13 protein-coding genes are annotated in these 12491 nt (G+C 72.4%); 5 read left to right on the top strand and 8 right to left on the bottom strand.

The window, feature by feature from the left end; all coding sequences use genetic code 11:
* Positions 1–27 precede the first annotated feature (27 nt).
* Positions 28–1746, bottom strand: a complete 1719-nt coding sequence (locus AB0J74_RS03195) for an IlvD/Edd family dehydratase (protein WP_363443745.1) — start codon at positions 1744–1746, stop codon at positions 28–30.
* 46 nt (positions 1747–1792) lie between these two features.
* Between AB0J74_RS03195 and AB0J74_RS03190 the strand changes: the two genes are divergently transcribed.
* Together AB0J74_RS03190 and AB0J74_RS03185 are read left to right on the top strand one after the other, a co-directional pair.
* On the top strand, positions 1793–2809 hold the full coding sequence (locus AB0J74_RS03190; RefSeq protein ID WP_363443742.1) for an alcohol dehydrogenase catalytic domain-containing protein: 1017 nt from the start codon (positions 1793–1795) through the stop codon (positions 2807–2809).
* A 30-nt stretch (positions 2810–2839) separates the two neighbouring features.
* Entirely contained in the window at positions 2840–3316 is a 477-nt protein-coding gene (locus AB0J74_RS03185) for a GtrA family protein (protein WP_363443739.1), read from the top strand.
* Here AB0J74_RS03185 and AB0J74_RS03180 read toward each other — a convergent pair.
* Complete coding sequence (locus AB0J74_RS03180; RefSeq protein ID WP_363443736.1) at positions 3204–3998, bottom strand: hypothetical protein; 795 nt, start codon at positions 3996–3998, stop codon at positions 3204–3206. The two genes, AB0J74_RS03185 and AB0J74_RS03180, sit on opposite strands and share 113 nt — an antisense overlap.
* A gap of 56 nt (positions 3999–4054) precedes the next feature.
* Here AB0J74_RS03180 and AB0J74_RS03175 point away from each other — a divergent pair, with 56 nt between their 5' ends.
* Genes AB0J74_RS03175 through AB0J74_RS03165 form a run of 3 tightly spaced genes read left to right on the top strand, consistent with a single transcriptional unit; the run spans position 4055 to position 5833 of the window.
* Positions 4055–4855: an SDR family oxidoreductase gene (locus tag AB0J74_RS03175; RefSeq protein WP_363443733.1), complete on the top strand. Its 801-nt coding sequence runs from the start codon at positions 4055–4057 to the stop codon at positions 4853–4855.
* Positions 4856–4873: 18 nt separating this feature from the next.
* Positions 4874–5317, top strand: coding sequence for a hypothetical protein (locus AB0J74_RS03170; protein WP_363443730.1), 444 nt, complete (start codon positions 4874–4876; stop codon positions 5315–5317).
* A gap of 57 nt (positions 5318–5374) precedes the next feature.
* Positions 5375–5833: a hypothetical protein gene (locus tag AB0J74_RS03165; protein ID WP_363443727.1), complete on the top strand. Its 459-nt coding sequence runs from the start codon at positions 5375–5377 to the stop codon at positions 5831–5833.
* A 381-nt stretch (positions 5834–6214) separates the two neighbouring features.
* Here AB0J74_RS03165 and AB0J74_RS03160 read toward each other — a convergent pair whose 3' ends face one another.
* The 6 genes from AB0J74_RS03160 to AB0J74_RS03135 form a co-directional block, all read right to left on the bottom strand.
* A complete protein-coding gene (locus AB0J74_RS03160; protein WP_363443724.1) occupies positions 6215–7642 on the bottom strand; it encodes an MFS transporter in 1428 nt (475 codons plus the stop codon).
* Positions 7642–8370, bottom strand: a complete 729-nt coding sequence (locus tag AB0J74_RS03155; RefSeq protein ID WP_363443721.1) for an SDR family NAD(P)-dependent oxidoreductase — start codon at positions 8368–8370, stop codon at positions 7642–7644. The genes AB0J74_RS03160 and AB0J74_RS03155 overlap by 1 nt, the downstream gene beginning before the upstream one ends.
* 24 nt (positions 8371–8394) lie before the next feature.
* Positions 8395–8721 (bottom strand): hypothetical protein, encoded by a 327-nt coding sequence (locus AB0J74_RS03150; protein WP_363443718.1) that lies wholly within the window; start codon positions 8719–8721, stop codon positions 8395–8397.
* Entirely contained in the window at positions 8721–9731 is a 1011-nt protein-coding gene (locus AB0J74_RS03145) for an RNA polymerase subunit sigma-70 (protein ID WP_363443715.1), read from the bottom strand. Before AB0J74_RS03145 ends, AB0J74_RS03150 begins: the two co-directional genes overlap by 1 nt.
* Before the next feature lie 67 nt (positions 9732–9798).
* Entirely contained in the window at positions 9799–10404 is a 606-nt protein-coding gene (locus tag AB0J74_RS03140) for an HAD family phosphatase (RefSeq protein WP_363443712.1), read from the bottom strand.
* A 225-nt stretch (positions 10405–10629) separates the two neighbouring features.
* Complete coding sequence (locus AB0J74_RS03135) at positions 10630–12069, bottom strand: ice-binding family protein (protein ID WP_363443709.1); 1440 nt, start codon at positions 12067–12069, stop codon at positions 10630–10632.
* Positions 12070–12491 lie beyond the last annotated feature (422 nt).

The raw sequence follows: 12491 nt of genomic DNA, 5'->3' as shown, positions 1-12491 counted from the left end.
AAGCGACAGGCCAGTCGCCAACCGTAGTCAGTGCGAGTCACGGGGTACGCGGTCGCCGCTGCCCCCGACGAGAAAGTCCAGATCCGCACCAGTTTCCGCGCCACGAACCGTATCGACGTAGAGCTTTTCCCAGCCGCGGGTCGGGCGGGCCAGCGCGGCGACCATCGCGGGCGCGGGCTCGCGGGCCGCGAACTCGGCCGCCGGGACGTCGACGTCGATCCGCCGGGCCTCGACGTCGAGCACGATCGGGTCGCCGTCGCGCACCTTCGCCAGCGGGCCGCCGGCCGCGCCCTCGGGTGCCACGTGCAGCACGACAGTTCCGTACGCCGTGCCGCTCATCCGACCGTCGCAGACCCGCACCATGTCGCGGACGCCCTGCTGGAGCAGCTTGCGCGGCAGCGGCAGGTTGGCCACCTCCGGCATGCCCGGATAGCCCTTCGGGCCGCAGCCGCGCAGCACCAACACCGAGTCGGCGTCGACGTCGAGACCGGGGTCGTCGATCCGGTGGTGCAGGTCCTCCACCGAGTCGAAGACGACGGCGCGGCCCCGGTGCTGGAGCAGTTCCGGGGTCGCCGCCGCCGGCTTGATGATCGCGCCGTCCGGTGCCAGGTCGCCGCGCAGCACCGCGATGCCGGCGTCGGCCATCATCGGCTGCGTGCGGGGCCGGATCACCTCGGGATCGTGGATGGTGGCGTCCGCGAGATACTCGCCGAGCGGCCGGCCGGTCACGGTCAGCGCCTCGAGGTCGAGCAGGTCGGAGATCTCGCGCAGCACGGCCGCCAGGCCGCCGGCGCGGTGGAAGTCCTCCATCAGGTGCCGCCCGGCCGGCTGCAGGTCGACCAGCAGCGGGATGCCGTTCCCGGCCCGGTCGATCTCGTCGAGCGTCAGCGGCACGCCGAGCCGACCGGCGATCGCGAGCAGGTGCACGACCGCGTTGGTCGAGCCGCCCAGCGCGCCGAGCGCCACGATCGCGTTGTGGAAGGACGCCTTGGTGATGATCTGACTCGGTCGCCGGCCCTCGTGCACCATCTCGACCGCGAGCCGGCCGGACTCGTGTGCCTGTGCCAGCAGGCGGCTGTCGGGTGCCGGCAGGCCGGCGGTGCCCGGGAGCGTGGTGCCCAGCACCTCGGCGAGCAGGCCCATCGTCGAGGCCGTACCCATCGTGTTGCAGTGCCCCTTGCTCCGGATCATGGCCGACTGCGACGCCTGGAAGTCGCGGTTCGACAGCGTGCCGGCGCGGACCTCCTCGGAGAGCCGCCAGACGTCGGTGCCGCAGCCCAGCGGCACGCCCCGGAACGTGCCGGTCAGCATCGGGCCGCCGGACACCACCAGCGCCGGCAGGTCGACCGACGCGGCGCCCATCAGCAGCGACGGGATGGTCTTGTCGCAGCCGCCGAGCAGCACCACGCCGTCGATCGGGTTGGCCCGGACCATCTCCTCGATGGCCATCGCGGCCATGTTGCGCCAGAGCATCGCGGTCGGCCGGACCTGCGTCTCACCCAGGGAAACCACGGGCAGGTTCAGGGGTACGCCGCCCGCGGCCCAGATGCCGTCGGCGACGCTACGGGCCACCTCGGTGAGGTGCATGTTGCAGGGCGTGAGGTCGGAAGCGGTGTTGGCGATCGCGATCTGCGGCTTGCCGTCGAACGCCGAGTCGGGTGCGCCGCGGCGCATCCAGGCCCGGTGGATGTAGGAGTTCCGGTCCTGGCCGGCATACCACGCGTCAGAGCGGAGAGGGGCAGGCATACTGCCCATTATCAAGATTCGCCTGATCGGGTGGCAGGGGGTGGCCGTGCGCGCTTTCGTCGTCGTCGGGCCGGGCCGGGCGGAAGTGCGCGAGGTGGCGCCGCCGGTGCCCCGCATCGGCGAGGTCATCGTCGATGTCGAGCGGGCCGGGGTGTGCGGCACCGACGCCGAGTTCTACTCCGGGCACATGGCCTACCTGCGCAGCGGCGACGCCGCGTACCCGATCAGGATCGGTCATGAATGGTGTGGGGTGGTCTCCGCCGTGGGCGCCTCGGTCGACGATTCCTGGCTCGGCCGGCGGGTCACCGGCGACACCATGCTCGGCTGCGGCGAGTGCCTGCGCTGCCTGGGCGGCCGGCAACACCTGTGCGCCGACCGCTTCGAGATCGGCATCCGGGGTGGCTGGCCGGGCGCGCTGGCCGAGCAACTGCCGGTCCCGGTGCGGGCCCTGCACCCGCTGCCCGACTCGGTCGACGCCACGCTCGGCGCCCTGGTCGAGCCCGGCGGCAACGCGCTGCGGGTGGTCGAGGCGGCGGCGGTGACCGCGACGACCAGGCTGCTGGTCCTCGGCCCCGGCACGATCGGCCTGCTGGTCGCGCAGATCGCGGCGGCCCGGGGTGCCGAGGTGCACCTGCTGGGCCGCGACGAGCCGTCGCTGGCGTTCGCCCGCGGCCTGGGCTTCGCACACACCTGGACGTCGGCCGGGCTGCCCGCTTCGCTGGCGTTCGACGCCGTCGTCGACGCGACCAACGCCACGGCCCTGCCGGGCTTCGCGGTCCGACGGGTCGAGCCGGGTGGACGGGTCGTCTACATCGGCATCGCCGAGGAGCCGTCGCTGGTCGACTCGCGCGACCTCGTGCTCAAGGACGTGACCGCGGTCGGCGTCCTCTCCGCGTCGGGCGGCCTGTCCGGAACGATCGAGTTGTACGCGACCGGCGCCGTCGACCCCCGCCCGCTGGTCGCCGCCACGGTCGGCCTGGCCGAGGCGGCTTCCGTGCTGGCCGGCCGTCGCCCCACCGCCTGGGGCGCGGCACCAAAAGTTCACGTCGACCCACGCCGGTGATCCACAGCTCGCGCCGTTAGGGTGTGCGGCGTGGGTCGGGCCTCGGAGATCGCGCGGCTCGCCTACCGCCACTCACTGACCCGGTTCCTGGCCGTCGCGGCCCTGGGCTTCGGCTTCGACCTGACCCTGCTGGCCATCCTGCACGCCGTCACCGCACTGCCGAACGCGGCGACGGTGAGCATCGCGTTCTGGGTCACCTACGCGCTCAACTTCGCGCTCAACCGCACGTTCGCGTTCCACGCCGACGACAGCGGGGTGCGTGGCCAGTTGGCCCGCTTCGCGCCGCAGGTGCTCGGGGACTTCGTCCTGACCGTCGTCGGCGTGACCGTGTTCGGCATGCTCGGGCTGGGCCTGGTGCCGAGCCGGATCGCCTCCGGCGGCAGCAACCTGGTCTTCAACTACGTGCTGTATCGGTGGTGGACGTTCCGCCGCGGCCCCGCGCCCGCACCGGACCCGGCCGCCGAGCCCCGGCTGGCGCTGGCCGCCGCTCGCCCCGATCCGGGCTGACCGCTTTCTCCAGCGGGAAGTCCGGCAGGGGCTCCCACGCCAGCGTCGCGCCGAGTTCGGTCGCGACCGCGTCGGCGACCACCCGGGCGCCGTGCAGGTGGATGCGGGCGCAGGAGATCGCGCCGATCAGGCCGATCGCGTGGCGGCCGCCGGGGCGCGGGCGCAGCACGCTGCTCGCGGCGGTCGAGCCACGCAAGGGACCGGGCCAGACCTCGGCCCGCCACCCGGAGACCAGGCCGTGGGTCAGGCAGTGCCGCACCTGCATCCAGCCGTCGGCGCGGCGTTCGGCCTCGGCCAGGTCGATGGTCTCGATCTGGGGGCGGGCCGTCCCGCCCGGGGCGGTCCAGACCTGGACGCCCGGCGCGGTGGCCGTCGCGCGCTCGATGCCGGGGAACTCGGCCGCGGCCTTGCGGCGGAAGTCGGCCAGCGTGGGGTTGTTGGTGGACACCCGCTTGGCGATCTGGCCCAACCCGTATCCCCGCTGGTGCAGAGCGGTGGCCAGAAAGTCTTCGACGAACCCCTCGAACGCGGAGATGACGCCGAGCACGACCGCCGGTGGCAACGCGGAGAAGTTGCCGGCATTTCCCGGTGTACGCGGGTGCAGGCTGGCCAACCGCCGCGGCACCTCGAGCGAGCGGGCGAACCGGTGGACGCTGTCCTGCAGGGCGACCGGGAACGACATGCCCGACATTCTCGCGGTCGTGGGCCGCGCGTCGAGGCCGGGCCAGAATGTCCGGCATGGACCTCCAGCTTGCCGGTAAGAGGGCGGTGGTCACCGGCGGCAGCCGCGGCATCGGCAACGCGATCGCCTGGGCGCTGGCCAAGGAAGGCTGCGACATCGGCCTGGTCGCCCGCCACCACGACACGGTCGGCGGTGCCGCACGGGAACTGCACGACGCGGTCGGCGTGCGGGTCGTGCCGCTGGTCGCCGATACGACCGACCGCGCCGCGGTCGACTCGATGGTGACCGGCGCGATGGAGTTGCTCGGCGGCATCGACATTCTGATCAACTGCGCGGCCCGGCCGGCCGGCGCCGGTGGCGCGCTGCCGCTCGACGACATCACCGACGAGCGGTTCCACGAGGAGATGAACACGAAGGTGATGGGCTACCTGCGGTGCGCCCGCGCGGTCGCGCCGCACATGCGCCGGGCCGGCTGGGGCCGGATCGTCTCGATCTCCGGTCTGGCTGCCCGGCGCACCGGCGACACGATCGCCAGCATGCGCAACGTCGCGGTGGTCGCCATGACCCGCAACCTGGCCGAGGAGTTGGGCCCGGCCGGCATCAACGTGACGGCTGTGCACCCGTCGACGACCTATACGGAACGGATCCCGGCCCTGGTCAGGGCGTCCGCGGAACGCCACGGCATCAGCGAGGAGGAGGCGACCCGCCGGATGCTCGCCGACAACGCGCTGCGCCGGGTCATCCACGCCGACGACATCGCCGCGCTCGTCACCTTCCTCGCCTCTCCCCGGTCCGTGGCCGTCAACGGCGACGTGATCGCCGCCGGCGGCGGTGTCGGCCAGTCGATCTACTACTGACGCGTATCGTCGGTATTGATGACACCTGTCGAGGCCATGGGCCAGGCCGTCGCCTCGGTCGCCGCCGGCCTGCGCGAAGACCGGGACGCGCTGTCCATCCTGCTGCGGATGACGCCGGACGAGGCGGTCGCCGTGGCGGGCGGGATGCTCGATCTGGTCAGCCTGCTCGCGAAGATCGTCGCCGAGCGCGAGAACGCCGGGCCGGCGGAGGTGATCGCCGCCGTGGCCGACGGGCGCTCCGAGGTGGTCCGCCGGATGGCGGACTTCGCGATCGACGTCATCAACTCGGGCGGCGAACTGCCCGCGGCCACCGACGCCGCGGAGATCATCGTCGGCCTGGGCGCGATCGCCGGGCGGCTCACCGAGGTCGCCGCCGACCAGGAGGGCACGTCACCGCTCGACATGCTGGCCCGGATCGGGCTCGGCGTGGCCGAGTTGGAGGCGTTCGAGCCACCGGAGTAAGGGACGGAGTCCCATGGACATGCCCGCCTGACACGTTCCCGACGTAGGGTCGGTCCGGTGACGTTACCGCGCGGCGCGACCGGGTTCTGGGATGCCGGCGACGGGCCTCCCGCCAGGGTCGACGCGGCCGCGTTCCGCGCCGCGGTCCACGAGGCGGCCAGGCAGGTCGGCGGGCGGGTCGAGCGCTTCGAGCCGCCCGGCATCACGCCGAACTTCGATCTGATGGTGATCGCCGTCGGGCAGGAACTCACCGGGGTGGTCTGTCACCCGCTGCTGCCCTGGCTGGCGCTGACCCGCCCACCCGGCGACGCCGGTCGCCCACTGACGTTCCGCGACGACCCGGCGCTGGTCAGCGCGCTGGAGCGGACTGCGCCCTTCCGGGTGCTGGACACGGCCACGCTGGCGACACCGGTGGGCCGCCTGGATCTGTCCACCCTCGACCGGAGCGAACGCGACCAGGTCGCGTTCTGGGCGCCCGCCACCCTCGGCGAGCTGGTCTTCAACTGGTGGGACTGACCCCTCCCGCCGAGGCGGGAGGACGGTGGGACGATGGCCGCATGTGTGAGGTCGGCGCCGGTCGATGAGGTGCTCCTCGCCGACGGGCCCATCGCCGTCGCGGGCATGCGCGCCTTCCACACCCCGGGCCACACCCAGGGTCATTTCTCCTATCTGCTCGACCGGCGGCGGTGTGCTGTTCGCCGGCGAAGCTGCCGCCGCCGCCGCGGGCCGGGTCCGCGCCACTCCACGCGCGATGACCGCCGGCCGGGCGGGCGAGCGTTGCCCGGCTGGCGGAACTCGACTTCGAGGTGGCGGTGTTCGGGCACGGCCCGGCCGTGCGTGGCCGGGCGGTCGACCGCTTCCGCGATCTGGCCGCCCGGCAGCGCGGGTGAGAGCGCCTCAGCCGACACCGACCTTCTCCGCCGTCGCCGCGCGATGCGCCGCTGGTGCGGGTGCGCGCCGGCGGCCCGGGGCGAGAAGGCCGACCGCGGCACCCACGACGGCCAGCCCGGCCGCGGTGACCATCGCCGCGGAGAAGCCGTCCGCGAACCCCTGCGGCGACCGGTCGTCGCCGTGCGCCGCGAACACCGCGGCCAGGATCGCGATGCCCAGCGCGCCGCCGAGTTGGCGGGTGGCGCTGAACGTCCCGGCGGCCTTGCCCATCGACGCCGGCGGCACCGAGGTCATGATCGAACTCTGCTGTGCCGGCATGGCCATCGTGGTGCCGAAGCCGGCGACGAACAGCGCGGCGACCGACGCGGGGTAGCCGCGGTGGTCGTGGGCGTTGATCGCGAGCCAGAGCAGCCCGACGCCCTGCAGGGTCAGCCCGACCGAGATGAGCGAGCGGGGGCCGATCCGGTCCTGCAGCCGGCCCGCGACCGGTGCGACGAAGAACAGCGGCAGGGTGAACGGCAGGAAGCGGACCCCGGTCTCGAGCGGCGAGTAGCCCTGGGCCACCTGCAGGTACTGCGCCAGGAAGAACACGGTGCTCATCAGCGACGCCGTCAACATCAGCGCGGAGGCGTTGCCGGCCGCGAACTCGCGCACGGTGAACAGTCGCATCGGGAGCATCGGGTGGGGCGTGCGCAGCTCCCAGGCGACGAACGCGGCCAGCAGGACGAGGCCGCCGATCAGGGTGGTCAGCACTTCAGCGCTGTCCCAACCGGCCGGGCCGGACCGGACCAGGGCCCACACGATGCCGAACATCGACGCGGCCACGAGCAGCAGCCCGAGCGGGTCCGGGCGGCGCGGGCTGCCCTTCATCTCGGTGAGCCGCGTGGCGATGAACGGCAACACCACCGCGATCACGGGTACGTTGATCCAGAAGATCCACTGCCAGGCCAGGCCCTCGGTGACGGCACCGCCCACCAGCGGTCCACCGACGACGGCGAGCCCCATGAACGCGGCGTAGATCCCCATGACGGCGCCCCGCCTCGCCGCCGGCGCCGCCGCGGTGAGCAGCGCCAGCGCCGCGGGCATGATGATCGCCCCGCCGGCGCCCTGCAGCACCCGGGCCGCGATCAGCACGCCGATGTCCGGTGCGAGGGCGCACCCGGCGGAGGCGAGCGCGAACACCACCAGGCCGATCAGGTAGGTCCGTCTGCGCCCGAGCCGGTCACCCAGCTCCGCGGCCGGGATCATCAGGGCGGCCAGGCTCAGGCTGAACGCGTTGACCGTCCACTCCAGACTGGTCAGCGACGCGTTGAGGTCACGCTGCAGCGTCGGCAGGGCCGTGGCCACCACGAGTTGGTCGAGCGCGACGACCAGCGCGCCGACCACCGTGAGGGCGAGCACCAACCCGAGGGACGCGGGCCTGCGGGCCGCCATCACGCCGCCGCCCGCAGTTCCGCGGCCAGTGCGGCGAACCGGCCTTCGAGGACCGACGACGCGAGGGCGCGCCAACCGTCGGCCATCGGGCGGGACATCGCGTCGGGGAAGATGTCGTCCCGGCCTTGCTCGACGCCGTCGAAGATGGCCTCGGCGACCGAGGCCGGCGTCGCCTTGGGGCTCTGGGCGCCGCGGGTCATGTCGGTGTCGACGAAGCCGGTGAGAACCGCGTGGACCCGCACGCCCCGCGGCTCCAGGAGCGTCCGTGACGCCTGCGTCAGGGCCAGGGCGGCGGCCTTCGAGATGGAGTACGACGGGATCAGCGGCAGCGGCGCGAACGCCGTGATGGACAGGTTGTTGACGACGGCTCCCCCGCTGCGGGCCAGCAGTGGGGTGAAGGCCCGGGTCACGGCGTGCGTGCCGTAGAGGTTGACCGCGAGGTGGCGGGCGATGACCTCCGCGTCGCTGAGGTCGTCGTAGCCGGCGATGCCCGCGTTGTTGATCAGAAGGTCGAGCGAGCCGACGGCGTCCACCGCCGCCCGGATCTGTTCGTCGCTGGTGACATCGAGCGTGACCGGGACGACCCGGGTGTCGCTGTGCGTGAAGGGTGCGCGCGTTCCCGCGTACACCCGGCTCGCTTCTCTGGCCAGCGCCGCCTCGACCAGCGCCTGTCCGATGCCCCGGTTCGCACCGGTGATGAGTACGGCCTTGCCCGCGATGCTCGTCACGATAACCGCGCCTTTCTGGATGGATTACCGGTGTGACGGCGACGGGTTCGACGACTCATCGGGGTGAGACGCGGGTCTCACCACGCTCAGGACGAGCGGGACGGCGCCGGGGTTGCGCAGGCGCCGCGGATCGACGTGCGCGAAGCTGAGCACGGCGCCGGTCCCGAAGCGCGCGCTCACCCCGTTGCCGCACTCGACCTCGAGGGTCCCGCGCTCGACCACCACGAGCGCGGCGGCCCACTCCGCGGGCCGGTAATCGAGGGTGCCGGCGGGCGGCAGGACGACGGTGCGGACCCGACCGCCCGGCGGTGACCGGCGGCCGAGAAACGAGAGCGGCCCGCCGTCGTCCATCACAACGTCTTCGGCATGCCGAAGCGGTCGAACAGCGAGGGGTCGGCGAACAGGGCCAGCTCGCTGATCGCGCCGCGGTCGATCGTCAGCACGCCGATCCCGAAGGGCAGGAACTCCGCGACATCCTCGGCGCGCTGGTAGAGCGCGAACGCGGGCTGACGGTTGGCGGACGTGGGCACCAGTCGCCAGCCGCGGGCCCGCGCGTCGAAGACGTGCGTGCGGAAGAAGCGCTCGATGGCCGCGCTGCCGGCGAACCAGGTCAGGCGCGGCGGCATGACCAGCCGGGCGTCGTCGCGCAACAGGGTGACCAGCGCCGTCGTGTCGGTGCGCTCCCAGGCCTCGACCAGCCGGTGCAGCAGGGCCTTATCGGTGGCGGCGGCCGTCACGCGGTGCTGTGCCAGCCACTCGTCGCGGTCGGGTGGCACGTGTGCCGCGAGCCCGGCGTGGGCGCGCTGCAGGGCGCTGTTGACCGCGGCCGTGGTCATCTCCAGCGTGGTCGCGGTGTCTTTCGCCGACCAGTCGAGGACGTCGCGCAGGATCAACACGGCCCGCTGCCGGGCCGGGAGTCGCTGGATGGCGGCGAGGAACGCCAGCTCGATGGTCTCCTTGGCCGCCACCGCGACCTCCGGCTCGGCCTCCGCGGGTGCCGGGACCGCGAGCAGCCGGTCGGGGTAGGGCTGTAACCAGGCCACCTCGGTCGTCGGCGCCGACACACTGCCCACCTCCGCCGGGCCCGCCACGTCGGTCGGCCAGAGCCGCGCCGGATGCCGGCGGCGCCGCAGCATGTCGAGGCAGGCGTTGGTCGCGATGCCGTAGAGCCAGGCCCGGAAGGACGCGCGGCCCGCGAAGCTGTCGAGGCGGGCCCAGGCCCGCAGAAAGGTCTCCTGGACCGCGTCTTCGGCGTCTTCGATCGAGCCGAGCATCCGGTAGCAGTGCACGTTGAGCTCACGGCGGTGCGGCTCGGTCAGCTGTGCGAACGCGCCCTGGTCGCCCGCTCCCGCTTCTTTCACCAGATAATCATCCACGGCGGTATGACGCACGACGACCGGCCGACTCATCGCCGCATCCCGCCCGGTTTCATGACCTCAGCCACACCTCGATGTCGGCGATCGTCTGTGCGGTGGTCTCGAAGAGGATCGCGTTCATGCCGAACGCCCGGGCGCTGTCGACCAGGCGGGGCACGTCGTCGACGAACAGCAGTTGGCCGGGCTCGACGCCCATCCGCCGGCAGGTGAGGTCCCACAGAGCCGGGTCGGGCTTGCTCAGGCCGACCTCGTGCGAATAGAGGCAGTCGTCGACCAGGTCGGTCAGGCCGTAGGCCCGCTGTTCGCGCTCGCGCGCCCCGACGAAGCTGTTGCTCAGGATGCCGGTGCGGACGGCGGGTCGCAGCGTCCCGGCGTACGCGATGAGTTCGGTGTTCGGGGTGCCCAGGTATTCGCGCCACATGTCGGCCATGACGGCCTCGACCTGCGCGTCGGTCAGGCCGATCCGGTCGCGCATCGCGGCGTGCACCTGCGCCTCGGTCACCGCGCCGACGGCGCCGCCCTGCCAGACGTCGGTCAGCGCCGTCTCGAACGTGCCGGCCGCCAGGCCCAGGTCAGCCTCCCAGCGGCTGTCGAACTCCATCGGGCCGGTCAGTTCCAGCACGCCGCCGATATCGAAGACCACCGCACGAATAACCATGATCGAGACGGTACGGACGGCGCCCGGAGCGGTTCCATACGCAATTGGGCGTACGCAGCGCCGCCGTGGCGGTCCGGGCACGCTTACCGCCGGTCCGCCCGCCTTCAACAGCGTTCGCGCCGCGGGTTGGGCGCGACGTGCCGGACAGGCTGTGCCGACGCCATGAACGTCGAGCCGCGACGCCGGTTTCGGCGTCGCGGCTCAACGGACTTCAGGAGTGGCGACTCAGGCCGCGCGGTGCATTCGCGCCTCGGCCTTGCGGCGCCGGTAGAGCCAGGCGAGGACGATGCCAAGCGCGAGCATGAGTCCTCCCACCGCGATCATGATGGGCACGGCCGGGCTACCGGTGGTGGGCAGACTGCCCTGTCCCACGCCGGGGCCGACCGTGGGACGGACATCGTTGGGGCCGTTCGGGCCGTTCGGGAAGCCCGGGCCGTTAGGGCCGTTCGGGGAGTGCGGGCCGTTAGGGCCGTTCGGGGAGTCCGGGCCGTTAGGGCCGTTCGGGGAGTCCGGACCGTTCGGGAAGTCGGGACCGTTCGGGAAGTCGGGACCGTTCGGGAAGTCGGGACCGTTCGGGAAGTCGGGACCGTTGGGATAATCCGGACCGTTCGGATAGTCCGGACCGTTCGGATAGTCAGGACCGTTCGGATAGTCCGGGCCGTTCGGGAAGTCCGGACCGTGCGGACGGCCCGGGCCGTTCGGGAAGCCCGGACCGTGCGGGTACCCCGGGCGAGTGGAGGTGGGAGTCGCGGTCGGAGTCGCGGTCGGAGTCGCGGTCGGCGTCGCGGTCGGCGTCGCAGTCGGCGTCGCGGTCGGCGTCGCGGTCGGCGTCGCCGTCGGCGTCGCGGTCGGCGTCGCGGTCGGAGTCGCCGTCGGAGTCGCCGTCGGAGTCGCCGTCGGCGTCGCGGTCGGCGTGGCCGTCGGAGTCTGCGTGGGCTGGGCGCACACCGGCTCGGTGATGGTGTTCGTGTCGAGCGTGACGGCCGCCGTTTGCGCCAGGGCCCGGCCTTGCAGCGTCGCACCGGTCTGCATCGTGATCGACTCGGCGGCCATGATGGTGCCGATGAACATGGTGCCGACGCCGATCGTCGCCGAGCTACCGACCTTCCAGTAGACGTTGCAGGTCGAGGCGTTGTTGAGGAAGACGACGCTGCTCGCGACGGCCGTGACGAGCGTGGAGTCGATCTGGAAGATGAAGACCGCCTGCGGGTCGTTCAGCGTGTTCAGCGTCAACGTGCCGGTCAGTTGCGCGGCGCCGATCCGGTAGACGCCGGGGGTGAGGGTCAAACCGCCCAGTTCGGACGCGAGGCTGGCGGACGGGGTGCGTCCGGCGGCATCGTTGTAGGCGGTCGTCAGGTCGTTCTTCGCGTCGAGCGCGACCATGTCGCCGAGGTGGATTTCGCCTCCGACAGCAGGCGCGCCAGTCACGGTGCTGCCCGGGTGCACGCCGAGGCTCTGCTGCAGCGCCGTCGGCCCCGTGTTGGTGACGGTCGAGCCCGCGAGCACTGAGAAGTTCGCCGCCGTGCCGAGGCCCACTGGAGGGTCGGCCGCCCGGGCGTCGGTCGGATTCAGCACAAGCAGGGCGGCCGTGATGGCGACTGCCGCACAGGCCGCGAGTACGGACGGAATGGCGCGGCGCCCATGGTGGGCGACGGAAACAGGCACAGCAGGACCCTTTCGTGAGGGAATCACCCGGACACGCCACAGCTCTCCCATCGACCTCGGGCGTCACTGTGGTATGCCCCAAGACCCCACCATAAGACATGAGACTCACATATCTACCTAAACGGACAATGGCCTGGTCATCGCGTTGGGCCATCGGACGCCTACGCGTCCAGCACCGCGCGGGCAGGATCGGGGCGCGCGGTTTGCCGACTCGAGCTGACGGCGCCGTCGCACCGCGCGCACGCCTACGAGGCCGGCCCGCGACACGCTGGTGACTGTCGAACACGCCTACGAGGCCGGCCCGACACGTTTGGTGGCTGTCGAACGGGCCTGCAAGGCCGGCCCGACACGTTTGGTGGCTGTCGAACGGGCCTGCAAGGCCGGCCCGACACGTTGGTGGCTGTCGAACGCGGCCTGCAAGC

Origin of the sequence: Asanoa sp. NPDC049573, assembly GCF_040676615.1 — a bacterium.
Classification (GTDB): domain Bacteria; phylum Actinomycetota; class Actinomycetes; order Mycobacteriales; family Micromonosporaceae; genus Asanoa.
This window is presented reverse-complemented; position numbering and strand designations above follow the sequence as displayed.

Bases quoted from the DNA above. Each gene is read 5' to 3' on its own strand.
- AB0J74_RS03140 (WP_363443712.1), bottom strand. From the start codon at position 10,404: ATGGTTATTCGTGCGGTGGTCTTCGATATCGGCGGCGTGCTGGAACTG.
- AB0J74_RS03160 (WP_363443724.1), bottom strand. From the start codon at position 7,642: ATGGCGGCCCGCAGGCCCGCGTCCCTCGGGTTGGTGCTCGCCCTCACG.
- AB0J74_RS03175 (WP_363443733.1), top strand. From the start codon at position 4,055: ATGGACCTCCAGCTTGCCGGTAAGAGGGCGGTGGTCACCGGCGGCAGC.
- AB0J74_RS03170 (WP_363443730.1), top strand. From the start codon at position 4,874: ATGACACCTGTCGAGGCCATGGGCCAGGCCGTCGCCTCGGTCGCCGCC.
- AB0J74_RS03150 (WP_363443718.1), bottom strand. From the start codon at position 8,721: ATGGACGACGGCGGGCCGCTCTCGTTTCTCGGCCGCCGGTCACCGCCG.
- AB0J74_RS03180 (WP_363443736.1), bottom strand. From the start codon at position 3,998: ATGTCGTTCCCGGTCGCCCTGCAGGACAGCGTCCACCGGTTCGCCCGC.
- AB0J74_RS03195 (WP_363443745.1), bottom strand. From the start codon at position 1,746: ATGCCTGCCCCTCTCCGCTCTGACGCGTGGTATGCCGGCCAGGACCGG.